Here is a 25,091-nt window from a genome sequence, read left to right as displayed (position 1 = left end):
TTTTATTCGGGTATAATATTTTTGGGGTTCTAGATTTGTTAAAAAATACCCAGCTTGATTGCCAAGCTGGGGTATGTTTTCTCCATTTTAATATGCCCTTTTTTTTAATTTGCTTCTAACAAGCGATGTACCTTTGGTACAAGATAGAAATACATTAGTGGGACCAGAATGGCGGTCATTATTAAAGCCTTTAAACCAATTGCAATTTGCAATTCTAGTGCCTGTATCCCCAGAAGTAATAGAGTAACAATGGGGTAAACCAATGCCCATATGCACAGGACGGGTAGTATCGGTCTCTTCATCTATTCAGCTCCTCCATAAATTTAGAAATTGCCTTGAAATACCCAGGCAAAATTTTCTGTAAAAATTGTTTTCCACTCTTGGTGAGCGCTACACATTTTGCCCTACCATCGCTGGAATCTGCTTCCATAGCGATAAGCTCATCTTCCACCATGCTTTTCAAGGTTCGTGTCATTACCGGCCGGGAAACATCAATTCGTTCTGCAATTTCTGAAGCTAGTAAACTGTCTCTTTGAGGCTCCCGGTCGATAACGATCATCACTAAGAAACGCAGCTGGGAGGTTCCGTGCTCAGTAAAATAGCTCTCCAGCTCTCGTAAAAGCAGGCTTGCATCCCGCATCATGGTAAGTGCGCCCTGAACGGCAGTGGGATCTTTTACTGAATAACGTTTGGCATATCCTTCAACCATTTGTTGCGAGGGAAGAGCTTTGAGGAAAAACATTAGGCCAGTCTCTTGAGCTTATTGATCTCCACCGGCTCTTTTAGCCACTCTTGATAGGCTTCGAAGATCGGAGTGATATAGGGCATGGTGTAATGCTTTTCTAAGTCTTCCTGGCTGCGCCACTCCTCGTATAAAAACAGGCATTTCCCATCCTCGTGCACTGCGAACTGGAGGCAGCCTTCCTCTTCGAGGGTATTTGGCACTATGGATAAGATGGCCTGTTTGGCTTGCATAAAGAATTCTGCCTTGGGGGAAATTCTGGCAATAATGAATAGGTGATTATTCATAAGGTTAACTCAGCAGCGTATAATATAATTACCATGATAACTATAGTTTTTGACCTGTCAAATATCAGTACAATATACAGCTGATGGCGCTGTAGCAATGAGAATCCACTCAGGCGGTAAATTCGGGATTTAGAGGGTGTAAAGAGCTTTTAATGTGTATGAACGCTTGCCTGGCGTCTGTCTAGATTCCGGTAAGCCAACGCTTCGGCAATTTGTGCTGTACCAATTCTTTCCTGTTTGGCTAGGTCCGCCAGAGTGCGGGCGACTTTAAGCACTCGATGATAGCTGCGTGCAGAAAGCCCAAGTTTTTCTACTGACTGTCGCAGTAGCAGTTTTTCGGTATCACCTAGGGCGCAGTGATTTTCCAGCGGCGCCCCTTTTAGCAAGCTATTGATTGTTCCCTGTCGCTGTAACTGCTGTTGGCGGGCATTACAGACTCGCTCACGCACACTCTCAGATGACTCACCGGGAGGAGAGTCCTGTAACTGTATTGCACTCATTGCGCCAACTTCCACCTGCATATCAATACGGTCCAACAGTGGTCCGGACAGCTTGTTGCGGTAGCGGTCTATCTGGTCCGGTGTACAGCGGCAACGAGTTTCCCCCAAATAACCACAGGGGCAGGGATTCATCGCGGCCACCAATTGGAAGTGGGCGGGGAAGGTGACTTGCGCTCTGGCGCGAGAAATACGCACCTCGCCATTCTCCAGCGGTTCACGCAATATCTCTAGGGCATGGCGGGGAAACTCTGGCATTTCATCCAGAAATAAGACCCCGCGGTGGGCCAGGGAAATCTCCCCTGGGCGCGGTGTGCTGCCGCCACCCACCAGAGCGGTTGGGGAGGCGCTGTGGTGGGGGGCGCGGAAGGGCCTGTGACTCTGATGGGGTAATCCAGCGCTGGAGTACACAGCCGCCACTTCTATAGATTCACGGCTGGTCAGAGGTGGCAATATACCGGGCAAACGGCTGGCTAACATGGTCTTGCCTGTACCCGGTGGTCCATAGAACAAAAGGTTGTGGCCTCCTGCTGCAGCGACTTCCAACGCCCGTCTCGCCTTGAGCTGGCCACGAACATCAGCGAGGTCTGCAGTGTGTGTAATTACTCGCTCTAATTGCTGCTCGGCGCGGGGTAATTTTTCCCGGCCATTCAGTTCTGCACACACTTCAAGAAGCGAGTTGGCGTTAGCGATTTCGCTGCCAGCGAGGGCGGCTTCGCTGCCGTTTTCTTTCGGTACTATTAATAGGCGTTGAGCGGCAGCACTGGCGATTGCTGCAGGAAGTGCGCCGCTGACCTGGCGTATTCCGCCGGTAAGGGCGAGCTCTCCGATAAATTCGTAGCTTTCCAAGGGCTCACTAGGCACTTGGCCGGAGGCGGCGAGTATGCCTATAGCGATGGCGAGATCGTATCGCCCGCCGTCTTTGGGTAGGTCCGCGGGGGCCAAATTAACGGTGATACGCCGCTGGGGGAATTCAAAGTGGCTGTTAATTAGGGCACTGCGTACCCGGTCGCGGCTCTCGCGCACGGCAGCTTCGGGTAGGCCGACGATATGAAAGGCGGGGAGCCCGTTGGCCAGGTGGGTCTCAACGGTGACCAATGGGGCGTTAACACCCAGCTGGGCACGGGTGTAGCTAACTGACAGGCTCACATTTTCATCCTTGATGCGGCAGCTTGTGGAAGAACTAATCCTCGGGTTTGTGTTCTCTCTGTGCGAGAGCCTGCTCCAGTATTTCCACCTTGTCTTCCAGGCGAGCCAATTTTTCTCTGGTGCGCCTCAGTATCTCCACTTGAGTATCGAACTCGCGCTGGGAGACCAGCGGCAATTTATCCAGTGAAACCTCCAGCGCACTGCGCAGGTCATTGGTAACAACTGTGCCCTGCTGTTGCAGTTCTTTTAAGAGTTGTTGCAGTTTGTCCGCAGCCACGGGCAACTCCTTGCTGTCAAAATCTTATTTAATGGCACCAGATTGTAACCCACACCCTATAGCCACAAAAGCTGACTCTTTGTGCACTATTCTGATCACTGCCTCTGTAAGATTCCCCACTTCTGTGCACGCGATGACAAACAGTTCCATCTTGGTGCGTGAGACTTTGCGGGCTCATTGTTCGTATTTATTCCGGTTGTCTGCTTTCCCGTTAACTTATTGATTTCATTGGATATTGCTGTCCTGGCATCAAGTCTGCAGTGAAAAGGCAGGTGTGCCATTTACGATCACTGGGAGTCTGGGAAAGTAGCGGTTCACAAGACGCAAGAGACCCTCTGTCATACCCGACAGTGCAGGACCGATTGCAGGCGGCGCCATTACAGCTCTTGAAATACAGCCTATAGAAATTTAGGAGAAATGAAGTGGAAGTTAAAAAGCATAAAATTGCCACTATTTTCGCTGGCGCTTTACTGGCGTTGGGCACTGCCAATCTAACAAATGCTGAAGAAAATACCTCTTCCAGCAGCTCTCAGGAAGAGGGCATCAGTTTCAGCGCCAACCTGGGTATGGTTTCAGATTATCGCTTCCGCGGCATTTCCCAAAAGGATAGAAATCCCGCAATTCAGGGTGGTCTGGATCTGGATTTTGGCAATGGCTTTTACGTGGGTACCTGGGCTTCGCAGGTGGATTTTGCTTATGGGTTTGATGAAACCGATTACGAGCAGGATTTTTACGGTGGTTTCTCCTCGGATATCAATGACTTCATTAGTTACGACGTCGGCTATATCTATTACGCCTATCACGGTAGTGACCAGGATGAAGATTACTGGGAAGTTTACGGCAACCTCAGTATTTCAGATCTGACCCTCGGAGTTGCTTACTCTCCCGACTATTGGGCGCAGAGCGACGAATTTTATTACACCTTTGCGGAGTACAGTTTCTCACTGCCAGCAGATCTGAGCCTGGATTTGCATGTTGGTTACAACATTTTTATGGAGCGTAGTGAGTTCCTTTATGAGGACGATGATTATATCGATTATTCCGTAACGCTCAGCAGAGACTTCGGTGGTTTGAACCTGAGTGCGGCTTACGTAGGTACCGATGTCAGTAAAGAGGAATGTTGGGATACCGATTGGTGTGAGCCAACCCTGGTAGTTGGTGCTACTTATACTTGGTAATCAATTCGCCCGCGATATTTCGCGGGCATTTTTTTGGGGGAATCCATGAAATTAATCACCGCAATTATCAAGCCTTTTAAGTTGGATGCCGTGCGCGATGCCCTCAGAGAAGTGGGTGTTAATGGCGTGACTGTTACTGAGGTAAAAGGGTTTGGTCGGCAAAAGGGCCATACCGAATTGTATCGGGGCGCTGAGTATGTCGTGGATTTTTTGCCGAAAACCATGCTGCAGATTGCCGTAGAGGATTCTGAGTTAGACAAAGTTTTGGAGGCACTGGGCTCCAGTGCTCACAGCGGAAAAATCGGTGATGGAAAAATATTTGTTGCCAACCTGGAGCAGGTAGTGCGCATACGCACCGGCGAAACCGGCAGAGACGCGATCTAACTCGATAGCAACAAACATAATTTTAAAAATATACAGAATTGAACGGAGAGAAACATGGAAAACCAGATATTTCAGTTGCAGTATGCAATTGATACTTTTTATTTCCTGATGTGCGGTGCCCTGGTGATGTGGATGGCTGCGGGTTTTGCCATGCTGGAAGCCGGCCTGGTGCGCTCAAAGAACACTACAGAAATCCTCACCAAAAATGTTGCGCTGTTTGCAATAGCCTGCATTATGTATCTGCTCACTGGATACGCCATTATGTATGATGGCAACTGGATGCTATCTGGCATTGAGGCATTTAGCCTCGACACTATACTTGCCGATTCCTCCAGTAATGGATTTGAAGGCGATTCCGTTTATTCGAGTGCTTCTGACTTTTTCTTCCAGGTCGTATTTGTCGCCACCGCTATGTCCATCGTTTCCGGTGCCGTGGCTGAGCGTATGAAGCTGTGGAGCTTCCTTGCTTTCGCGGTGGTATTGACTGGCTTTATTTACCCTATGGAAGGTTCCTGGACCTGGGGTAGCCAGGATGTCTTTGGTCTATTTAGCCTGGGTGACCTCGGTTTCTCCGATTTTGCCGGTTCCGGTATCGTACATATGGCCGGCGCCGCCGCCGCTTTGGCTGGCGTGCTGTTGCTGGGCGCACGTAAAGGTAAATACGGACCCAATGGCCAGGTTTATGCGATTCCCGGTGCCAATTTGCCGCTGGCCACACTCGGTACCTTTATCCTTTGGATGGGCTGGTTCGGCTTCAATGGTGGTTCCGTATTAAAACTGGGCGATGCCGCTAGTGCGCATTCTGTAGCCATGGTATTTGTTAATACCAATGCCGCTGCAGCCGGTGGTGCTATCGCCGCACTGATTACCGCCCGCTTGCTGTTCGGCAAGGCCGATCTCACGATGCTGCTCAATGGCGCGCTGGCGGGCTTGGTGGCAATTACTGCCGAGCCCTCTACTCCTACTGCTCTGCAGGCCACTGTGTTCGGTATGTTTGCCGGTGTTCTGGTGGTCTTCTCCATCATTACTCTGGATAAACTCAGAATTGATGATCCGGTAGGTGCTATTTCCGTGCACGGTGTAGTTGGTCTGCTCGGCCTGTTGCTGGTCCCCATAACCAACGAGGAGTCGACCTTTGTGGGTCAGTTGGTTGGCGCCTTGACGATCTTCCTGTGGGTCTTCGTAAGCTCCCTGGCGGTTTGGTACCTGCTCAAGCTGGCAACCGGTATCCGTGTCAGTGAGGATGAAGAGATGGAGGGTGTTGACTTGGCCGAGTGTGGAATGGAAGCTTACCCGGAATTTATGAGCAAATAGTCGCTCGGTAGTGGCGTCGCCTTAATATTGGGGTGACCGTCGCATTGAGGTTCCCGCAAAGAAGATAAACCAGGGGAAAACACAAGATGAAATTAATAACGGCCGTAGTGAAGCCCTTCAAGCTGGACGATGTGCGCACTGCCCTTTCCGAGGTCGGTGTCCAGGGAATGACGGTAACAGAGGTGAAAGGCTTTGGCCGCCAGAAGGGCCACACCGAACTCTACCGTGGTGCGGAGTATGTGGTGGACTTTCTGCCCAAGGTTAAACTGGAGCTGGCCGTCGATGACAGCATGGTGGATGCGGCTGTAGAAGCTATCACCAAAGCGGCGCAAACCGGAAAAATCGGTGATGGAAAAATCTTTATCACCGCGCTGGAGGAAGTAATCCGAATCCGTACTGGGGAAACCGGTAGCGAAGCGGTGTAATGTTTGCCGATTAATCAGGGTACTTCTATTAATAATGCCCAGTATGTTTAAGGCCCCGTAAGGGGCTTTTGCTTCTCTTTATCCCCTAAAAATGATCCCTGTCGTCTCCTACTAGAAGGTTTCTCCCTACCTGTCACTTAAATCTCCATAACAAACTGCAATATCTCCTCGATTTTTTCCCAACAAAAAACTCTACGGGCTCCGGTGCCTGCAGCTGGCAGCGTAGATTGTAAGTGCCTATATATTAATCGCCGCTTTTGATGCGGTGGGCGATTGCTACTCCGGTGGCTTTCAATTTCATTGGCGCCGCGGGAAGGGGCGGCACAGAGGTACTCCCTCTGTAACAGGAGTAAGGGTTACAGGGTTTTGCTATGAAAGATAGTTATGAAGATCAGGGTAAGAACGCTCGCAGCAAGGATACAGAGGAATTTGCCGAAGAGCGCTCCATTACCTCCCGTGAACGCGCCAGAAGCCAGCTGAGTTCTGATGTTGAGGAATTTCTAGCCGGTGGCGGGGCGATTAATGAAGTCGATCCAGACGTCACCGCCGACCCGCCACGGAAACCGCAGCCAAAATACGGTAGTCGACCTATTTAGTGCTTTCAACGTTGCCGCCCCTGAGATCAGGTCGGCGGCAAAATCTTTTTTGCAGGAAACCCCGAAGCCTGTTGGCCTCAGGGATTCAGTAGCCTGGGCAGCAGGCGCTCCAAAACTTCGCCAATGTAAGAGAGAAACAGAGTGCCTAGGCTGGAACGGTAGTATTGGGGATCGGATGATCCAACTGCCAGCATGCCGAGCTGATTGCCGAGCGGGACCACTGCGGCGGAGGCAATTTCCTGCCATTGGTCTCCGAATAAATACTCTCTTTCCCCGGGACGCAAAATTCCACATATTGGACGGCCATTCCGCAATATGGCGCCAATGGCCGTCTCTGCGCTGGAGAGTGTGCTGGTGCGCACTTCACCGAGCTTGTCGGCTGACACGCCTAGCGGCCCAAATAGGGTTAGGCTGGTAAATTCCACATTGAAGTCATGGGAAAAGCTGTTGTACAGAGCCGTGGTGGCCTCACCAATGGTCTGTGCTTCCAGTAGGGCGAGGATCAGACGGCGGCTATTAAAAAACAACTGATCGTTATCGCGTGCATTGTGCAGTAATTGGTCGAGGCGTTGCCGCATTTCAATATTGCGCTCGCGTAGCAGATTGGTCTGATGTGTCATCAGCGACACGGTCTTGCCATTTTCCCGCGGCAGTTTGATGGTTTCGAGCAGGTCCATGCGCTCGACAAAAAACTCAGGGTTTTGCATTAGGTAACGAGCTACCTGGCGCGCGAGCAACTTGTCATCGCGCTGGGTTTCCCTGTGGTTGCCGGCGACAATCTCATCAGAAGTTTGATTGGCGTCTGTGTGTTCCATCGTGTTCTGTTCACATTGGCGCGGGCGCGTGGTGAATCCTGTGCTCTATCGGAATTAGAGCTGAGGCTCGCCCGCTAAATTATTTAAACAATGATTTGCCCGTGGAAAACTGTAGTCGCGGGCCCGGTCATAGTAACCGGCTGATTCGGCCCACTCCAGTGGATTGTCAGGGACCCGCCGGGAAGGTGGATTTCCACCTGCTCATCCACCAGGTCGCGCAGGTGGGCATACACCATGGCTGCGCAGGCACCGGTGCCACAGGCGTGAGTTTCACCTACGCCGCGCTCAAATACACGCAACTGCGCCTGGCTACGAGAGTCGACTTGCAGGAAACCCACATTCACCTTCTGGGGGAAGCGGGGATGTGCCTCGATTAAAGGGCCGAGGGTCTCTACCGGGGCGCTGTGAATATCGTCGACCAACAGTATGGCGTGGGGGTTACCCATGGAGACTGCGCCGATGGTAAAGGTCTCGTCACTGGCTTCCAGCAGGTAGCTATCCGCACGGCGATCGGCATTGAACGGAATCTTCACCGGCTCTAATACGGGGGCGCCCATATCGACACTGACCTGGTCGTTATCGAGTACACGCAGGTGCAGCATACCCGCAGCAGTCTCGACCTTGAGCCGTTTTTTACCCGTCAGGCGGCGTTCGCGTACAAAGCGGGCGAAACAGCGTGCGCCATTGCCGCAGTTCTCCACCTCGCCGCCATCGGCATTAAAGATGCGATAGCGAAAATCTGCCTCTGGCCCCCGTGGTGGCTCTGCCAGTAGTACTTGATCACAGCCGATGCCTAGGCGCCGATCGGCGATTCGGCGAATTTTATCTGGTGACAGCTTGAGTCTCTGGCTGATGCCATCGAGCATTACAAAATCATTGCCGAGCCCATGCATCTTGCTGAATTTAACGCGCATTCCATTTCTCTGTAAAACTGATTGAGCGGGCCATCCTAGGGGTGCTCGCCACCGGTGACGCCGGCATTGCTGGCGCCCCGGAATTCTTTTGATTGGTAATTAAGAGGCAAGGGTGACACAAAGCCTTAGACCTTTTCAGGCACCGGGGTCTCACCCCGAACCAGGTCGTCGAAAGTTTCCCGTGTGCGCACTAAATAGCTATTCTCGCCATCCACCAGCACTTCCGCTGCACGCGGGCGGCTATTGTAGTTGGAGCTCATGGTAAAGCCGTAGGCGCCGGCGGACAGCATGGCCAGTAATTGCCCCTCGCGCAGAGCCAGGGCGCGGTTTTTGCCGAGGAAGTCACCGGTTTCGCAAACGGGGCCAACGATATCCCAGAGTGTGTCCTCACCGTTGCCCGGAGTGACCGGCACTATATCCTGCCAGGCCTGGTAAAGGGCAGGGCGCAGGTTGTCGTTCATGGCGGCATCGACAATGGCGAAGTTGTGTCCTTCGGTGTGCTTCAGGTATTCAACCCGAGTTAACAGAACGCCGCCGTTAGCGGCAATCGAACGACCGGGTTCCAGTATCAGGCCCAGCTGGCGTTCGCCGATACGTTCCAGAACCGCTTGCAGATAGTCTGCAACTACTGGGGGCTCTTCACCCCGGTAGCGGACCCCGAGACCGCCGCCCAGATCCAGGTGTTCTAGCTGGATACCTTCGGCGGAGAGGGTGTCCACCAGCATCAACAGCCGGTCGAGGGCATCCAGGAAAGGGGCCACCTCGGTGAGCTGGGAGCCGATATGGCAATCCACCCCGGTAACTCTCAGGTGAGGTGAGCGCGCTGCGTATAAATACACATCCAGAGCGCTGTTGATGGCGACGCCGAATTTATTTTCTTTGAGGCCGGTGGAAATATAGGGGTGGGTTTGTGCGTCTACATCTGGGTTGACCCGCAGTGAGATTGGGGCGACAGCTTCGCACTCCGCCGCAACTTGCTCGAGGCGGCGCATTTCGGCCTCCGATTCGATATTGAAGCAGTGCACACCCACTTCCAGGCCACGCCGTATCTCGTCTGCGGTTTTACCCACACCGGAAAATACTATTCGCGAGGGATCTCCTCCCGCCAGCAATACCCTTTCCAGTTCACCCCCGGAGACGATATCAAACCCAGCGCCAAGCTGGGCCAAAAGAGACAGGATACCCAGATTGCTGTTGGCCTTCACCGCATAGCAGATCAGGCCCGGGTGGCTGCCCAGTGCTTCGGCATAGGCTTGATATTGGCGCTCGAAGTGGGCGCGGCTATAGACGTAGGAGGGGGTTCCGAAACGCTCGGCGACCTCTTCCAGTGATACCTGTTCTGCCCACAGGCTGCCTTGGCGATAACTGAACTCACTCATTTCTGCGGTACTTGCTCCTCTGGGTAGCCCTCTTCCGGGTAGTCTTCTGGCGCAGAGTAATCCCCGGGTTCTGAATAGTCGTTTGGTTCGGAGTACCCTTCCGGTACAACAGTTTCTCCGGCCGGAACAAGTACCGGCTCATCCGGCTCCACCGCAGTGCTACTAGTGGGCACCGTAGTGGGCGGGCCTGTGGTGATAGCAGGCGCGGGTTCGGCCGGCGCCTGGGGCAGGTACAGCGGTCCTTTCTGACCGCAGCCGCTGAGGAGTGCAGATGCACTCAGCAGGGCGCAAAGGGGGTAGAGCATTTTCTTTGGCATGGGTGACATCCTGCACTCGGGCTTTAGAGCGGTCTTCGGCAAAAGCCTGATAGTATAGCGAGCCAATAGATTGAACACAGTAGACGGTAACAGAAGTAATAAAAGATGAGCCAAACGGAATATGAAGCGGCCATTGAGCATACCCTGATGGCGATTGAGGATGCCCTGGACGATTGTGACTGGGATATCGATTACGAGCGCAGTGGTGCCGTGCTCACCCTGACCCTGGAGGATAATGGAAGTCAGGTTATTCTCTCCCGGCAATCCGCCAATCAGGAACTTTGGATAGCTGCCAAGTCGGGCGGTTACCACCTCTCGTTTACCGCGCCCGGCTGGAAATGCAGTACCACCGAGGAAAATCTACCGACCCTGCTCAATCGCGTGCTGAGCGAGCAGCAGGGTGAATCGGTCGAACTGGGATTACCGCAGTAATCCCGGTTTACTGATCGGCCGTACCCTAGGCGCCCGGATGAAAAAAACGGGCTCCTAGTCCTGCTGGGGCCTGCCTTAATGACGCCCCTCAATTTGCACTCGTGCTTGTGCACAGGCAGCGCGAACCTGATCGGGAGCGGTGCCGCCGATATGGTTACGAGCGGCTACTGAGCCTTCCAGGGTGAGCACTTCAAAGACATCCGCACCGATATCAGCAGAGAATTGCTGCAGCTGCTCTAAGCTCAGCTCCGCTAGGTCTTTCTGCTGTTCAATGGCAAAGGAAACCGACTGGCCGACGATCTCGTGGGCATCGCGGAAGGCAATGCCTTTGCGTACCAGGTAATCCGCCAGGTCGGTGGCAGTGGAGAAACCCTTGGCGGCTGCCGCCAGCATATTTTCTTTTTTTGCCTTTAGTGCGGGCACCATATCTGCAAAGGCGCGCAGGCAGTCCAGTGCGGTATCGGCAGCGTCGAATAAAGGCTCTTTGTCTTCCTGGTTGTCTTTGTTGTAAGCCAGGGGCTGGCTTTTCATCAGGGTTAGCAGTGCAATTAGGTGGCCGTTCACACGGCCAGTCTTACCGCGTACCAATTCGGGCACATCCGGGTTTTTTTTCTGCGGCATGATAGAAGAGCCGGTGCAGAAACGGTCTGGCAGGTCGATAAAGTCGAACTGGCTAGAAGCCCAGAGCACCAGTTCCTCGCTGGCGCGGGAAAGATGGGTGAGCAGTAGGGCGGTGAAGGCGCAGAATTCAATGGCGAAATCCCGGTCGCTCACCGAGTCCAGGGAGTTCTCGGTCGGAGCATCGAAGCCCAGCAGTTCGGCAGTGCGCGCGCGGTCGATTGGGTAGCTGGTGCCGGCCAGTGCTGCGGCACCCAGGGGCGAGCGATTGACTCTTTTGCGGCAATCCATCAGGCGCTCGAAATCCCTGCTGAGCATGGCATTCCAGGCCAGCAGGTGGTGGCCGAAGGTCACCGGCTGCGCACTCTGCAGGTGGGTAAAGCCGGGCATAATGGTATCGGCTTCGCGTTCGGCCAGGTCTACCAACCCGGTTTGCAGTCGGGTTAATTCGGCGCCGATCCGGTCGATGCGGCCGCGCAGCCACAGGCGGATATCGGTGGCGACCTGGTCGTTGCGGGAGCGGCCAGTGTGCAGTTTTTTACCGGTGGCACCGATGCGTTCGGTCAGGCGCGCCTCGATATTCATATGCACATCTTCCAACTGCACCGACCAGGGAAAGTCACCCGCCTCAATTTCTACTGCGATCTCTTTCAGGCCATTGGCAATCTGGTGATATTCATCACCGCTCAATACCCCAACCTCGGATAGCATCTGTGCATGAGCGAGGGAACCCTGAATATCTTCCAGCGCCATGCGCTGATCGAAGGTGACAGAGGCAGTGAATCGCTCTACGAAAGCGTCGGTGGCTTCGCTGAAACGGCCGCCCCAGAGTTTGGCGGCGGGATTAGTGGCGGAGTCGGGTTTGTCGTTGCTCATGGTTTTCCTGGCTGCAGTGAGGTGAAAGGCCGGGGAGCTTGGTGGTATCGTGCGCTTTGAATATAGGGACAATCAAGAATAACAACTGCATGTCATTTCCCAGGCCGTCGGGCATTATATCGCAGAAAATTCGAAAAACTGACACTGATAGCAAGGATTCTGCGCTTTGCGGGCAGGTGCCTTTTCTTCCGGATTTATGCAGTGTCACCGCCCTGGCCGCATTGGTGTTGATGGGGGAATTGCTGGCCCTGGTTCTGGTGCTCGCCTTGGACGGGCTGCGCGACTTCAGTTGGCAGCGTCTTGGCCTAGTGTCCCTGGTGATTCAGTGGGTGATATTGCCCTGTGCCGCCGTGCTTTGCCGACTGCGCCCCTATCTAGCCAAGTTACCCCACAAACATGCCGGCGCTATCAGCTTTATCGCGGTGTTGGGCGTGCTTGGCTTAGTAATGGGGATTCAGCGCTATGTGCGTGCTCTATTGCTGCAGGCGGATTTCGACTGGTGGGGACTGGCTAGTGATTGTCTCCTTGGGGCTATCTGCGCCGGGGTGGTATTGCGCTACGCCTATTTACAACAGCAGTTATACAACCAGCAACAGGCGGAACTGGGCGCGCGTATCGAGGCGTTGCAGTCGCGCATACGACCCCACTTTTTGTTTAACAGCATGAATAGCCTGGCCAGCCTGATCGCGGTAGACCCAGATCGCGCTGAGCGTTTGGTGGAAGATTTGTGCGTGTTGTTTCGGGCCAGCCTCGCCGACCCAAAGCTGGTGCCGCTGTCGCAGGAAATACAATTGTCCCAACGTTATCTGGAGATTGAGGCTCTGCGCCTGGGCGAGCGTTTGCAGCAGCAATGGCAGCAGCAGGGTACTTTGGAGGATATACAAGTACCCAGCATGTTGTTGCAACCATTGCTTGAGAATGCCGTTTTACACGGTGTGGCACAGCGGCGTGAGGGCGGCACAATTACTGTGGCCGTGAAAACCGAAGGCGGTGTTCTGTACATTGATATTGAAAACCCACTTCCGGCAGAAACTGTGCATTTCACCAGGGAAAGCAACGGTATGGCAGTGGAGAATATTCGTCAGCGCCTTGCCGCCTATTACGGTGATCGCTTCAAGTTTACCGCCGGTCGGGTGGGGGACCACTACCGAGTGCAGCTACAACTACCCTTGTTTCCCCGGGAGGTGGTTCAGCGTGAAACAAAACCGACCATAAATTCCAGTAGAGATACTGAGGTGATGGAGTGACCCAGTTGCGAGTCCTGATTGTCGATGATGAACCCCTGGCCCGCACGCGGCTGCAGCGGCAGTTGTCTACAATCGAAAATTGTATTCCTGTTGGTGAAGCGGCGGATATTGAATCCGCGTTGATACAGGTGCAGATACTGGACCCAGATCTGGTCTTGCTCGACATAGAAATGCCCGGCGGCAGCGGCTTAGAACTTGCCCAGCAGCTTTCCACACGCGAGTGCCCACCCGCGATAATTTTTTGTACTGCCCACGATGAGTTCGCCCTGCCGGCCTTTGCTACCGCCGCGGTGGGTTATCTACTCAAGCCTGTCAGCGTGGAACAGTTGCGCCAAGCGCTGGCAAAGGTGCAGTGCCTCAATAAACCCCAACAAAAACTTGTTAGTGGTGACGAGAAGGATCGCGGTCGCAGCCGTATCAAAGCGGTGAGCCGTATGGGGGTCGAGCTATTGGAAGTGGACAGCATTCGTTGTTTGGTTGCTGACAGCAAATATGTGGTGGCCCATCACCCTGCCGGTGAGACGATCCTTGATGAGTCATTAAAAGAGTTGGAAAGCGAATTTGCCGAGCGCTTTGTTCGAGTGCACCGCAGTGCACTGGTGGCAGTAGCATTTATTACAGGCTTACGCAGAGACGGAGCGAATTATCGGGTGGAGCTGGAAGGGGTAACACAAGCCCCATTGGTAAGCCGGCGTATGCTGTCTTCGGTAAAAAACCTGATCACGGAGATTTGCTAGTAGTTAAACCATTCCGCGCAGGAACACGATTAGCACAGCTGCTACCATCAGAAGGGCAAAGCAAACTCTGATTATTCGTGCCTGTTTAGGTTTATGAAAAACCGGTCGCAAACTTCCTCCCAAACATAGCCAGAGAAAATCGACCACAGCCGCGACTATCAAACAGACCATTCCAGTAGCAATGTAACTTAAGTTGCTTTCTTCAATTGGCAGTAAAAATTGGGAAAAGATGGCAAAGAAGGCGGCATAAGCTTTTGGGTTGAGTAGATTAAAAATAAACCCATCCAACAGTGATGGCGCTTGAGTTTCCGCTGATGGGTTTTTCTCCATTACCGGGGCTGTGGCAATTTTTATGGCGATATAGCCAATATACAAAGCCCCGCAAAGTTGTACGGCAAAGCGTGCCTCGGGCCAGGTTGCCAGCAGGGCCGCTATCCCGGCGGTTGCGCCCATAATTGCAACGCTTAGCCCCAGTAGGATACCGATAAGAAAATGGCTACTTTTCCTGATCCCAAAAGTTGCCCCAGAAGCGGCCAGCGCGAGTGGTGCGGGACCGGGGGAGCCAAGTAGCAGAGCTGTTGCTGCAACAAGGGAAAAAAGTGCTTCCAACATATATTCTTATCTTATTTTCCACCTGCGACATCAATAAATGAGCCGGTTGTAAAGGTTGATTCGTCACTGAGAAGCCAGGCCACAGCCTTAGCCACTTCTTCTGCTTGCCCGCCGCGTTTGAGTGGAATTGCAGATTTTACTCGCTCAATTCTATCTGGTTCGCCGCCATCAGCATGCATTTCCGTGTAAATAAAACCCGGTCTTACACCGTTCACCCGAATTCCCTCACCGGCGACTTCTTGGCTGAGTCCGATGGTTAGAGTATCTACAGCACCTTTGCTAGCCGCGTAATCGATATATTCGTTAGGTGACCCTGAACGGCTGGCGGCGGATGAGATATTGACAATAGTTCCTCCGCTGCCCCCGTTTTTTGTTGACATCCTTTTAATCGCCTCGCGACAGCAGAGCAATGTACCGGTGATATTGGTTCGAAGAATCTCGTTGATACGCTGAGAATCCATTAATTCAACACGCATCTGCGGTTTAATGATTGCGGCATTGTTCACCAGGCTGTTAATCGGGCCGAGATTTTGGTCAACCTTTTCGAATAGACGGACAACCTCATCATCTGAAGTGATATCGGCACGTGCCGCTATTGCAGTAACGCCCAAAGATTGAAGTTCATTTACTAGGTCTTCCGCTTGCTTCCTTCGTTCCCGATAGCTGATGGCAATCTGATATCTACGTTGAGCCAGTAGTTTTGCTGTGGCGGCACCGATTCCCCGGCTGCCTCCGGTTATCAAGGCAACTTTATTTTTCATTTCTATGGCCGCGATGAAGTGAGTAATTCGGTGAGGGGAGGAGAAGGGTAAGGAAATATTGTTCCCCAAGTCAAATAGTAGGTTGGGGCCCTGAGTATCTTGGAATAAAGCAGCTCGGAAATTATTGAGCGCAGCTTGCTGTGGACTTATCGGGAAATTAAAAGCGGTTTTTTCAGATGAGAACCGTTTACAGGTGTTAGGGCGTTGATTTTTCTGTAAACGGTTCTTGGATAGCTAAGCAGCAACCTTAGTAAAGTTGCGGCCCACCATCGCCGTACTCAGAGTCATTTTGTAGACTCAACTCGCCGGCGGCGCTGTTTAAATACTCCGCATCGGATTCAGACTTAAGCTTGATCATCAGGCGCAAGTCATTGGCGGAGTCGGCGTGGGCGAGGGCGTCCTCGTAAGTAATTTCGCCGCGATCGTAGAGTTCATACAGCGCCTGGTCGAAGGTCTGCATGCCCTGTTCGCCGGAGCGTTTCATCAACTCCTTCATCTTGTGCACCTGGCCTTTGCGCACCAGGTCTGACATCAACGGCGTGTTGATCATAATTTCCAGACAGGCGCGGCGGCCATCGCCATCCGGTGTTGGTACCAGCTGCTGGGCAACCATGGCCTTAAGGTTCAGGGACAGATCCATAAACAGCTGTTGGTGACGGTCTGCCGGGAAGAAGTGAATGATCCGGTCGAGGGCTTGGTTGGCATTGTTGGCGTGCAGTGTACACAGGCACAGGTGACCAGTTTCGGCGAAAGCAATGGCGTGCTCCATCGTTTCGCGGGAGCGCACCTCACCAATCAGGATGACATCTGGCGCTTGACGCAGAGTGTTCTTCAAGGCGATTTCGAAGGAGTCGGTATCCAGACCCACTTCGCGCTGGGTCACAATACAGCCGCGGTGCTGGTGGATAAATTCGATCGGGTCCTCAATGGTGATGATATGACCCTTGGTGTTCTCATTGCGGTGGCCGATCATCGAGGCTAGGGAGGTGGACTTACCGGTACCGGTGGCGCCTACAAAAATAATCAGCCCGCGCTTGGTCATGGCCAGATCTTTGAGTACATCCGGCAGGCCGAGGCCGTCAATGGTGGGGATTTTTGTTTCGATGCGTCGCAGCACCATACCCACCAAGTTGCGCTGGAAGAAAGCCGACACCCGGAAACGGCCCACGTTGCGTACCGCAATGGCAAAGTTTAATTCCTTTTTTTCGGCGAACTCACGGCGCTGTTTCTCATTCATGGTGCCCACTACTAGCTCGCGGGCTTTTTCTGGGGTGAGGGCACTGCTACTGCAAGGCACTACGCGGCCGTGCAGTTTGATGGAAGGCGGTACGCCGGCGGTGATAAACAGATCCGATGCACCTTTCTCTACTACCAGCTGTAGGAGTCTTTCTATATCCATGATTGTTACCGCGTATTATTTTTTGACTGAAGAGGGGCCGTTAATGCTTAGAAGTTTTCTGGCATCTTGGCTTTTTCCCGCGCGACTTCGCGGCTGACGATACGCCGTGCCACCAGGTCTTCCAGGCACTGGTCCATGGTCTGCATACCAACGCTGGCACCAGTCTGGATGGCGGAGTACATCTGCGCGATTTTGTCTTCGCGGATCAAGTTGCGGATTGCGGGAGTGCCGCGCATGATCTCGTGGGCAGCGACACGGCCACCGCCGTTTTTCTTCAGCAGTGTCTGCGAGATTACCGCTTGCAGAGATTCCGATAGCATGGAGCGCACCATGGCTTTTTCCTGTGCCGGGAACACATCCACCACCCGGTCGATAGTCTTGGCGGCGGAGGTGGTATGCAGGGTGCCGAATACCAAATGGCCGGTTTCCGCTGCGGTTAATGCCAGGCGAATAGTTTCCAGGTCGCGCATCTCGCCCACCAGAATGATATCCGGGTCTTCACGCAGGGCCGAGCGCAATGCTTCTGCGAAGCCGTGGGTATCTCTATGCACTTCGCGCTGGTTCACCAGGCATTTTTTGGATTCGTGAACGAATTCGATGGGATCCTCAATGGTGAGGATATGCTCGTATTTGTTGTCGTTGATATAGTCCATCATCGCGGCGAGGGTGGTGGACTTACCGGAGCCGGTGGGCCCTGTGACCAAGACCAGGCCGCGCGGAGTATCGGAGATTTGTTTGAAAACTTGGCCCATGCCCAGATCCTCCATGGTTAAAACCTTGGAGGGAATGGTCCGGAATACGGCACCGGCACCGCGGTTGTGGTTAAAGGCGTTCACACGAAAGCGGGCTACACCAGGTACCTCGAAAGAGAAGTCGGTCTCGAGAAATTCTTCGTAGTCCTTACGTTGCTTGTCGTTCATGATCTCGTAGATCAGGCCGTGCACCTGCTTGTGTTCCATGGCCGGCAGGTTGATGCGGCGCACGTCGCCATCCACACGGATCATCGGCGGAAGGCCTGCGGAGAGGTGCAGATCCGAAGCGTTTTGTTTGGCGCTGAAGGCGAGGAGTTCAGTGATATCCATACTGCTACCTTATGGTTCTTGTTTGGGCTCAGGTAAAATCGCCACTCATTTCGGTAAGGGCCTCAGTATATGCGCAAAGCGACAATCGTCGAAAACCTGAATGCAGTAGGTGAGCGGATTGTGACCTGCTGCAACAACTGCGATCGCGATCCTGCAGAAATCACTCTGCTGGCGGTTTCCAAGACCCGCCCGGCGGAGGATTTGCGTATTGCTTATGCGGCTGGCCAGCGACACTTTGGCGAAAACTATTTGCAGGAAGCCCTGGAAAAACAGAATGCCCTACAAGATCTGGATATCCACTGGCATTTTATCGGGCCATTGCAGTCGAATAAGTCTCGCGCGGTAGCCGAGCACTTTGATTGGATGCATACGGTGGATCGTCTCAAGATCGCCCAGCGTCTGTCATCCCAGCGGCCAACTAATTTGGCTCCCCTCAATATCTGTCTGCAGGTCAATATCGATAATGAGCAGAGCAAGTCTGGCATAGCTCCACAGGATTTGAAGGCACTGGCGCGGGAAGTAGTGCAATTGCCGGGGCTGCGCCTGCGTGGTTTGATGGCGATCCCCGCGGCGCGACAGACAGTAGAGGCGCAACACCAACCTTTTTTAGAGATGGCGCGCCTGCTGCATTCTCTGCAAGAGTTATTTCCCAACGAGGAGCTGGATACACTTTCCATGGGTATGTCTGCTGATATGGAGGCGGCGATTGCCTGCGGTGCGACCATTGTGCGCATCGGCACAGATATTTTTGGCGCGCGCAATTACTCTGAATGAAAGATCCTATTTTTATCCGAGCGCTTGCCCGAAGTTCTAGGGCTGAGTTCGTGGGGAAAGTGTAAGAGACCAATGAAACGCTCAGGGACTCTCGAAGTGATATTGCTGGGGTTGACGCTATGCGCAGTGATTTCCCTGTCTATGGCGCACACCCTGCTGGTGACCTGGATGGCCTTGGAATGGTTGGCTTTTCTTTGCCTGCTTTCCTTTGCGCTACCTAAGGTCACACTGATCACCAATTTCTTAGACCGCACCGTCTCCCAGGCCCTGTGGCCTGAGAGCCGGCACTGGTTGTGGATACTTGCCATAGCGCTCAACCTGATCGCTGTTGTGGAAACATTGAGTTTAAGGCCTTAAAAAATAAACGGCCCACTGGGCCGTTTATTAAGCATTACGATTTATAAGAGCCTTTGGCACTACTCAACTAAAGTTAGTTTTTCCTTCTGTGTTTCGTCGAGCAAGTGTTCGGCAAAAAACAATGCGGTAGCCTGGGTGAAGACATCATTGTTTTCCTTTTTACGGTAGCCGTGCCCCTCATTTAACGCATTCATGTACCAAACCTGGTTACCGCTTGCTCGCAGTGCCGTCACGATCTGTTCCGCTTCTGTGACGGGGACGCGAGGGTCGTTTTGTCCCTGCACCACAAACATGGGGATCTGGATTTTCTCCACATGGTTGTTAGGGCTGATACCTTCCAGGAATTCGCGCATTTGCGGATCGCGTTCGTCACCGTATTCCACACGGCGCAGGTCCCGGCGATAACTCTTGGTATTGGTGAGAAAGGTGACAAAATTGGAGATACCGACAATATCCACAGCCGCTTTTAAACGATCCGAATAGTGAACGCTGCTGGCCAGTACCATATAGCCGCCGTAGCTACCACCGAAGACGGCAACCCGCTTGGCATCCAGGTCCGGCTGGGTGGCGATCCAGTCTAATAGCGCGCCAATGTCTTTCACCGAATCTTCACGCTTGTAGCCGTTGTCCATGGCCAGGTAACTTTTTCCGTAGCCGGCGGAGCCGCGCACATTAGGAGCGATCACTGCAGCCCCCAATTTCTTCAACCACAGTTGGTACTTGCTGGAAAACAGTGGGCGGTACTGAGCTTCGGGGCCACCGTGAATGGAAATAATAACCGGCACAGGCGCCTTTATATCGCGTGGTTTGTAGACGAAGGCGGGAATCTTGCGTGGCTCGCCATTTACCTTATCGAAAGTGGGGTAGTGCACCAGCTTGGGCTCGATAAATTGCTCGGTATCCAGGCCGCCCACCTCACTAAATGTCCAGCGGTTCAGATCGCCACTGGATAGGGGGCGCCGGCCCAGATCCAAAACAAAGGTATCAGTGGGGGTTTTGGGGGTGTTCAGTGATAACGCTAACTTGTCTCCGCTGGGATTGAACTCAATATCGCCGATCACACCAATAGGTAGTGTGTCGACTTTGCGGTAGCGATCATTGCGCGGATCGTACAAGTACAGTGCCGACATGCCGTTCTCGTTGGACACGAAAGCACCGCGGCGGCCGTCCTCACTAAGGACAAAGCTGCTGATATCCCAGGGAATACCGGCGCTAATAATTTTCTCATCGCCGCTGGCTAGATCTTTGCGGATCAGTTGGGTGAACTCGCCATTTTTATCGCTAACCAGGTATATGGAGCGGTCGTCGTAGCTAAAGCCTGCGGGAAAGTTGCGAGAGTCTTTTTCATCATCACCGGAGAGCAATGTTATTTCGCCGCTGTCCAGGTCCAACAGGTGAACTTTAGAGCGGGTGGAAGAAATATATTGCAGAACCAGTAGCTGGCTGCCGGATTGAGAGAAGTCACTGGGTCCCCACCAGCTACCATCCTCCGATTTTAGTATCAGGCGATCTTCATTTTTCTTGTCGCCAATCGTAGTCAGCCAGATATCGTTGGCCCTACCATCGCGGCGGGTGCTTTGGTAAGCCAGGGCCGAGCCCTGCTTATTCCAAAGAATGGCACCATTGCGAGATTCGCCATCGCTGAGCATCTTGCTCTTACCGTTGGCACTGTCAAATAGGAAAATCTGCGCATATTCGTTGCCGCCGGCGTCCATGGTGTAGGCCAGCTGTCGGTGCTGGGGGCGGGTAAGTACTTCCCCAATGGGTTCGTCAAAAAAAGTCAGCTGGCGGCGGGCTCCTCCAGCGCGCTCTACCTTGTGCAGCTGGTTTACTTCGCCAAAGCGGGTACTGATATACATACCGCTGCCTTGCATATCCCAGCCGCGAAAACTGGCTGAGCGCACATTCTGGTAGCGGTCGAGCTCTTCCACCAGGCTCGCTGGAATTGGGGGAATGTCCTGTAACTGCAGCTGGCCATTGTTCTCGGTGCGGGTCTCCACTCCATGGGCAACAGCAGCCGCGCTGAGCATTGCGGCGGTCACCAAATAGCGCCATTTCAACATAGTGTTCTCCTTGGCTAGCGCGCTGGGGCGCGCTTCTCTTGTTATTGGAATTGAGCGACCACATATTATCGGAATCCCTGCGGGGTATAACAGCCAGTAAAACTCACAGAGAATGAGGCGAATGCTCGCCGAGGTAACCCAAGTGACTGCAACAAATCCCAAAATTGTTTTTATCGGCGGTGCCGGAAATATGGCCGGTGCGGTAATCGGCGGCCTGCTGGCGGCAGGATACCCGGCCGATAGAATTGTGGCTACCGGGCGTGATCCCCTCAAACTTGAGGCGTTTGCCAAGCGCCACAATACCGTGGTGCACAGTGACAATATCGTCGCGATCGATGGCGCAGATGTCATCGTTTTGTCGGTAAAACCCCAGGTGATGCGCGATCTGTGCATGGATTTGCGCCCCCATCTGAAAGGACGCAAGCCGCTGATTATTACTTTGGCCGCAGGTATTCCCTTGGCTGCCTATCAGCGTTGGCTGGGGGAGCATCTGCCGATTGTACGCGCTATGCCCAATACGCCGGCTCTAGTACAGAGTGGGGTGACCGGGTTGTTTGCAGACGAGGCGGTAACTGCGGAGCATCGCGCCATTACTGTGCGCATAGTCAACGCAGTAGGTATCTCCCTATGGGTGGATAAAGAAGAGGGCATCGACCAGGTGATTGCTGTGGCAGGGTCGGCGCCGGCGTATTTCTTTCAGTTTATGGAGGCGATGATCGACGCCTCCGCAGCCAGTGGCTTTGCCCGCGCCGATGCCGAGCGCCTCGTGTTGCAAACTGCCCTGGGCGCCGCCAAACTGGCCATGACCAGTGATGTAGATGTAGCCCAGTTGAAGCGCAATGTGATGTCGCCGGGTGGTACCACCGAGCGCGCTGTGCAGCGCTTTGAGCAGGGCGGCCTGCCGCAGTTGGTGGCCGATGCCATGCGCGATTGTGCCGAGCGCGCTGCAGAGATGGCTCGCGAACTGGACCAATAAACTTATCAACACAATAAATGGTGCAGGCTGCGCCGCGAGTTGATCACTCTTTAGGGATTTTCAATGACAAGTACCTTCAGCAACATCGGTGTTTTCCTGGTGGCTACCCTGGGTATCCTCTACCTATTTGCGGTATTGATGCGTTTTTTGCTGCAGTTGGCCCGGGCAGACTTCTATAACCCGATTTCTCAGGGCATCGTTAAAGTTACCAATCCGCTACTACTGCCACTGCGCAAGGTAGTGCCGGGTCTCTTCGGCGTGGATATGGCCTCGGTAGTGCTGGCATTGCTGGTGGGTCTAGTGATGATACTGGTTTGCGGTGCGTTTGCCGGGTTTGGTCTTTTCAATCCCCTGAGTGCACTGCTATGGTCTCTGATTGGCTGTGTCGCTACCGTGATTGCGGTCGTGTTTGTGGGAATGCTGATCTCCATTGTGTTCAGCTGGATCGCCCCGCAGAGCAGCCACCCAGCACTGATGCTACTGCGCCAGTTGCTAGAGCCCTTCTGCGCACCGGTACGCCGCTTGATTCCGCCTTTGGGGGTGATCGATATCAGCCCTATCTTCGTGTTTATTTTACTTACTGTGGCGGATAAGTTGCTATTAGGCTTTGCCAGTATGGCCAATATGCCGCGCTTTGTTTATAGCCTTTTCTGGCATATTCCCGGTTTTTAAATTGACTACTGTGCGCTTTTCTTCCACCGCGCGCACTGGATCGCATTTGGCGCGGTGTTAGACTTTTATACTAACGGCTACCGGACCAACTTAGCTTTGAGTGTTTTGGGTCGGTAGCCCGCAGAGTATAAATTACAAGAATACTGTGAAATGGAAGACGCACTCCTACGCCAACATATCTCTGAATACGACCGCTGGAAAAAGAATCTGGATCGACAATTCGCCCAGTTCAGTCAGTGGTTACAGCAGCATTTCCCCAACTCTGCCGGCGCCTGCCAAGTTGTACAACAGGCCCGTGCGCTTCTCAGCGATGATCAGTTCACCTTGGTGTTTGTGGGAGAATTTTCCCGTGGCAAAACCGAGCTGATCAATGCCCTCTTGGCACAGACCTACGGTCAGCGGCTGCTACCCTCCAAACCCGGCCGCACCACCATGTGCCCAACGGAAATCTTTAGCGATGGCGGAGAGCGCGCCAGCCTGCGGCTGTTGCCCATTGAGACCCTGGCGACCAATACCAGCCTTGAGAGCTTTCGGCGAATTCCACAGAAGTGGGTCACGCACGAGTTCGACGCGAATAATCCCGATGCGACCCGCGAAGCTCTGCTCAAAGTGGCCGCCACCAAATCGGTGTTGCCGGAGGAGGCTGCGCGTTATGGCTTCGATCGCCGCCACCTGGATGACAAAGGCAATTTGGTGGAAATTCCCGCCTGGCGATATGCGCTGATCTGCCTGCCACATCCACTGTTAGATCAAGGCCTGCGGATTATTGACACACCGGGACTCAACGCTCTGGGCAATGAGCCGGAGCTGACTCTGAGCACACTGCCTGGCGCCCAGGCCGTGGCATTCTTGCTGGCCGCCGATGCCGGTGTCAGTGGCACTGATATGAATATGTGGGAGACCCACCTGGCTCCTCTGCGTGAACATCGCGGCACTCCGGTTATGGCGCTGCTGAATAAAGTGGATGTGCTTTGGGATGATCCAGATGAAGATGCGCAGCAACTATTGCGGCGCATGCGTTCTCAGGTCGCAAAATTACTTTCCCTGCCACAGGAGAGTGTCACCGGAGTCTCGGCAAAAATGGCCCTGTTAGCGCGTCAACAGCAGGATGTCGAACTTTTGCGCAACAGCTGTTTTACTGATTTTGAAAAGCTGTTGGTTCAACGTTTGCTGGAGCACCGCCAAAAAGTGGCGGAACACCGCTCTCTGCACCAGGCCCTGACGTTGATGGCGGATACCCGCGATCTGCTCAAGCGCCGGCTCAACAGCGGCCGTGCCGCGCTGATGCATTTGCAGCGCAATAGTGCCAGCACTGAGGAGCAACTGACTGAGTTGGGCCAGTTGCAGCAGACTGTGCGTGAGCAACATAAGCTCTGCCATCAGGAGTTACTCACCCTAAAGTCCAGCCAGCGCATGTTAATGCGGCAGAGTACGGCCCTACTCGCGCCTATTACCATACAGCAGCTGCAACGGTTGGTTGATGAAACCAGTAAGGCACTGCATAAGCGTTGGACACCCATGGGACTTGCCAAGGCCATCGATACCTTTATGGAGGGAGTCGATTGCCAGTTAGCCACCTTAGAGCGGGAAGTGGATCAGGCGAATCGACTGTTAGATGCGATTTTTGAGCGTTCCAGCCTGAAGAAGGTGGACAGTGCCGAACAGTACTTCACCATTCGCCAATTCCGTATCACCCTGCGCGGCCTACACCGCCAGGCGGCCCAGCTGCGACGCTCCCCACAGCTTTTACTGGCCCGGCGCAACCGTTTGAGCGAGCGTTTTGTTACGACCCTGGCCAGTGAGGTAGGGCGCCTTTATAGCGAAATGGGTGCCGCGGCAGAAAACTGGCTTGAGCAGGCGCTGGAACCACTCAAGCAACATACGCAATACCAAAAACATCTTTTGAATCGGCACTTGATCAAATTGACCGAGCTGAAGCAGAAAACCCGAAGTCGGCACACCGATTTGCGTACCCTAGAGGATGAAGTACTGCGCAATGATCGGGCCCTGTCGGCCCTGGAGGACTTACTGCGCCACAGTACTTCGGCACCACAGCCTTTGGCGCCAGCGCCGCGCGCGCACAATGTCACCCCACTGAAACCAGCTCTGACGACTTAACGCTCTCGCCGGCGGTTGCTAATTGTCATAAGTTGCAGCACTCCCGTACACTTGCTGGAGAGACAATAACCAACCGCCAAATAACCCGACAGA

At 53.5% G+C, this 25,091-nt stretch carries 28 protein-coding genes; 13 read left to right on the top strand and 15 right to left on the bottom strand.

The features are described from left to right. Positions 1-104 precede the first annotated feature (104 nt). The 5 genes from ACJJH9_RS21205 to ACJJH9_RS19145 form a co-directional block, all read right to left on the bottom strand. Positions 105-302 carry a putative antibiotic biosynthesis monooxygenase gene (locus tag ACJJH9_RS21205; protein ID WP_507021895.1) on the bottom strand — a complete coding sequence of 66 codons (198 nt, stop codon included), beginning with the start codon at positions 300-302 and terminating at the stop codon, positions 105-107. Next, positions 299-742 carry a MarR family winged helix-turn-helix transcriptional regulator gene (locus ACJJH9_RS19160; RefSeq protein WP_444923701.1) on the bottom strand — a complete coding sequence of 148 codons (444 nt, stop codon included), beginning with the start codon at positions 740-742 and terminating at the stop codon, positions 299-301. The genes ACJJH9_RS21205 and ACJJH9_RS19160 overlap by 4 nt, the downstream gene beginning before the upstream one ends. Then, the gene (locus tag ACJJH9_RS19155; protein WP_444923700.1) at positions 742-1,029 is read right to left on the bottom strand and encodes a putative quinol monooxygenase; all 288 of its coding nucleotides are present in this window, start codon (positions 1,027-1,029) and stop codon (positions 742-744) included. Before ACJJH9_RS19155 ends, ACJJH9_RS19160 begins: the two co-directional genes overlap by 1 nt. Positions 1,030-1,178: 149 nt before the next feature. Beyond that, a complete protein-coding gene (locus ACJJH9_RS19150; RefSeq protein WP_444923699.1) occupies positions 1,179-2,675 on the bottom strand; it encodes a YifB family Mg chelatase-like AAA ATPase in 1,497 nt (498 codons plus the stop codon). A gap of 34 nt (positions 2,676-2,709) precedes the next feature. Further along, positions 2,710-2,952, bottom strand: a complete 243-nt coding sequence (locus ACJJH9_RS19145; RefSeq protein WP_252084143.1) for an accessory factor UbiK family protein — start codon at positions 2,950-2,952, stop codon at positions 2,710-2,712. A 422-nt stretch (positions 2,953-3,374) separates the two neighbouring features. On the opposite strand from ACJJH9_RS19145, the gene ACJJH9_RS19140 reads away from it, so the two are divergent. From ACJJH9_RS19140 to ACJJH9_RS19120, 5 genes are all read left to right on the top strand, one after another. Continuing rightward, entirely contained in the window at positions 3,375-4,130 is a 756-nt protein-coding gene (locus tag ACJJH9_RS19140; RefSeq protein WP_444923698.1) for a TorF family putative porin, read from the top strand. Positions 4,131-4,175: 45 nt separating this feature from the next. Next, a complete protein-coding gene (locus tag ACJJH9_RS19135) occupies positions 4,176-4,514 on the top strand; it encodes a P-II family nitrogen regulator (protein ID WP_252084145.1) in 339 nt (112 codons plus the stop codon). 54 nt (positions 4,515-4,568) lie between these two features. After that, positions 4,569-5,828 carry an ammonium transporter AmtB gene (amtB, locus tag ACJJH9_RS19130; protein ID WP_444923697.1) on the top strand — a complete coding sequence of 420 codons (1,260 nt, stop codon included), beginning with the start codon at positions 4,569-4,571 and terminating at the stop codon, positions 5,826-5,828. Positions 5,829-5,914: 86 nt separating this feature from the next. Then, the gene (locus tag ACJJH9_RS19125) at positions 5,915-6,253 is read left to right on the top strand and encodes a P-II family nitrogen regulator (RefSeq protein ID WP_152450594.1); all 339 of its coding nucleotides are present in this window, start codon (positions 5,915-5,917) and stop codon (positions 6,251-6,253) included. 371 nt (positions 6,254-6,624) lie between these two features. Further along, complete coding sequence (locus tag ACJJH9_RS19120; protein WP_252084147.1) at positions 6,625-6,849, top strand: hypothetical protein; 225 nt, start codon at positions 6,625-6,627, stop codon at positions 6,847-6,849. A gap of 77 nt (positions 6,850-6,926) precedes the next feature. On the opposite strand, the gene ACJJH9_RS19115 is transcribed toward ACJJH9_RS19120, so the two are convergent. The 4 genes from ACJJH9_RS19115 to lptM all read right to left on the bottom strand — a co-directional run bounded on the left by ACJJH9_RS19115 (position 6,927) and on the right by lptM (position 10,274). Then, on the bottom strand, positions 6,927-7,664 hold the full coding sequence (locus tag ACJJH9_RS19115; RefSeq protein ID WP_252084148.1) for a DUF484 family protein: 738 nt from the start codon (positions 7,662-7,664) through the stop codon (positions 6,927-6,929). A gap of 83 nt (positions 7,665-7,747) precedes the next feature. Continuing rightward, a complete protein-coding gene (dapF, locus tag ACJJH9_RS19110; RefSeq protein ID WP_444923696.1) occupies positions 7,748-8,578 on the bottom strand; it encodes a diaminopimelate epimerase in 831 nt (276 codons plus the stop codon). A 125-nt stretch (positions 8,579-8,703) separates the two neighbouring features. Beyond that, on the bottom strand, positions 8,704-9,957 hold the full coding sequence (gene lysA, locus ACJJH9_RS19105; RefSeq protein ID WP_444923695.1) for a diaminopimelate decarboxylase: 1,254 nt from the start codon (positions 9,955-9,957) through the stop codon (positions 8,704-8,706). Next, positions 9,954-10,274 carry an LPS translocon maturation chaperone LptM gene (lptM, locus tag ACJJH9_RS19100; protein WP_444923694.1) on the bottom strand — a complete coding sequence of 107 codons (321 nt, stop codon included), beginning with the start codon at positions 10,272-10,274 and terminating at the stop codon, positions 9,954-9,956. The genes lysA and lptM overlap by 4 nt, the downstream gene beginning before the upstream one ends. Positions 10,275-10,379: 105 nt before the next feature. Here lptM and cyaY point away from each other — a divergent pair, with 105 nt between their 5' ends. After that, positions 10,380-10,706 (top strand): iron donor protein CyaY, encoded by a 327-nt coding sequence (gene cyaY, locus ACJJH9_RS19095; protein ID WP_444923693.1) that lies wholly within the window; start codon positions 10,380-10,382, stop codon positions 10,704-10,706. Between the two features lie 75 nt (positions 10,707-10,781). Here the strand turns inward: cyaY and argH are convergent, their stop codons facing one another. Continuing rightward, a complete protein-coding gene (argH, locus tag ACJJH9_RS19090) occupies positions 10,782-12,200 on the bottom strand; it encodes an argininosuccinate lyase (RefSeq protein ID WP_444883419.1) in 1,419 nt (472 codons plus the stop codon). A gap of 89 nt (positions 12,201-12,289) precedes the next feature. Here argH and ACJJH9_RS19085 point away from each other — a divergent pair, with 89 nt between their 5' ends. Together ACJJH9_RS19085 and ACJJH9_RS19080 are read left to right on the top strand one after the other, a co-directional pair. Then, complete coding sequence (locus ACJJH9_RS19085; protein ID WP_444923692.1) at positions 12,290-13,447, top strand: sensor histidine kinase; 1,158 nt, start codon at positions 12,290-12,292, stop codon at positions 13,445-13,447. Further along, complete coding sequence (locus tag ACJJH9_RS19080) at positions 13,444-14,184, top strand: LytR/AlgR family response regulator transcription factor (protein ID WP_444923691.1); 741 nt, start codon at positions 13,444-13,446, stop codon at positions 14,182-14,184. Before ACJJH9_RS19085 ends, ACJJH9_RS19080 begins: the two co-directional genes overlap by 4 nt. A 3-nt stretch (positions 14,185-14,187) precedes the next feature. Here the strand turns inward: ACJJH9_RS19080 and ACJJH9_RS19075 are convergent, their stop codons facing one another. From ACJJH9_RS19075 to ACJJH9_RS19060, 4 genes are all read right to left on the bottom strand, one after another. Continuing rightward, positions 14,188-14,796: a LysE family translocator gene (locus ACJJH9_RS19075; protein ID WP_444923690.1), complete on the bottom strand. Its 609-nt coding sequence runs from the start codon at positions 14,794-14,796 to the stop codon at positions 14,188-14,190. 11 nt (positions 14,797-14,807) lie between these two features. Beyond that, complete coding sequence (locus ACJJH9_RS19070; protein WP_444923689.1) at positions 14,808-15,557, bottom strand: SDR family oxidoreductase; 750 nt, start codon at positions 15,555-15,557, stop codon at positions 14,808-14,810. Between the two features lie 247 nt (positions 15,558-15,804). Then, positions 15,805-16,956 carry a PilT/PilU family type 4a pilus ATPase gene (locus ACJJH9_RS19065; protein WP_152450611.1) on the bottom strand — a complete coding sequence of 384 codons (1,152 nt, stop codon included), beginning with the start codon at positions 16,954-16,956 and terminating at the stop codon, positions 15,805-15,807. Positions 16,957-17,003: 47 nt separating this feature from the next. Continuing rightward, complete coding sequence (locus ACJJH9_RS19060; protein WP_252084158.1) at positions 17,004-18,038, bottom strand: type IV pilus twitching motility protein PilT; 1,035 nt, start codon at positions 18,036-18,038, stop codon at positions 17,004-17,006. A gap of 69 nt (positions 18,039-18,107) precedes the next feature. On the opposite strand from ACJJH9_RS19060, the gene ACJJH9_RS19055 reads away from it, so the two are divergent. Together ACJJH9_RS19055 and ACJJH9_RS19050 are read left to right on the top strand one after the other, a co-directional pair. Continuing rightward, on the top strand, positions 18,108-18,812 hold the full coding sequence (locus ACJJH9_RS19055) for a YggS family pyridoxal phosphate-dependent enzyme (protein WP_444923688.1): 705 nt from the start codon (positions 18,108-18,110) through the stop codon (positions 18,810-18,812). Positions 18,813-18,884: 72 nt separating this feature from the next. Beyond that, on the top strand, positions 18,885-19,169 hold the full coding sequence (locus ACJJH9_RS19050; protein WP_252084160.1) for a hypothetical protein: 285 nt from the start codon (positions 18,885-18,887) through the stop codon (positions 19,167-19,169). Between the two features lie 59 nt (positions 19,170-19,228). Here ACJJH9_RS19050 and ACJJH9_RS19045 read toward each other — a convergent pair whose 3' ends face one another. Continuing rightward, complete coding sequence (locus tag ACJJH9_RS19045; protein WP_444923687.1) at positions 19,229-21,232, bottom strand: S9 family peptidase; 2,004 nt, start codon at positions 21,230-21,232, stop codon at positions 19,229-19,231. A gap of 121 nt (positions 21,233-21,353) precedes the next feature. On the opposite strand from ACJJH9_RS19045, the gene proC reads away from it, so the two are divergent. From proC to ACJJH9_RS19030, 3 genes are all read left to right on the top strand, one after another. Then, positions 21,354-22,208, top strand: coding sequence for a pyrroline-5-carboxylate reductase (gene proC / locus ACJJH9_RS19040; protein WP_444923686.1), 855 nt, complete (start codon positions 21,354-21,356; stop codon positions 22,206-22,208). A 63-nt stretch (positions 22,209-22,271) separates the two neighbouring features. Then, positions 22,272-22,880 (top strand): YggT family protein, encoded by a 609-nt coding sequence (locus ACJJH9_RS19035; protein ID WP_252084163.1) that lies wholly within the window; start codon positions 22,272-22,274, stop codon positions 22,878-22,880. Positions 22,881-23,030: 150 nt separating this feature from the next. Further along, entirely contained in the window at positions 23,031-24,998 is a 1,968-nt protein-coding gene (locus tag ACJJH9_RS19030; protein WP_444923685.1) for a dynamin family protein, read from the top strand. The last annotated feature ends 93 nt before the right edge of the window (positions 24,999-25,091 follow it).

The sequence above is a fragment of the Microbulbifer mixtoriginis (SeqCode) genome, from assembly GCF_052466715.1.
The sequence above is the reverse complement of the archived record's forward strand: the minus strand, read 5'-3'. Positions and strand labels throughout refer to the sequence as shown.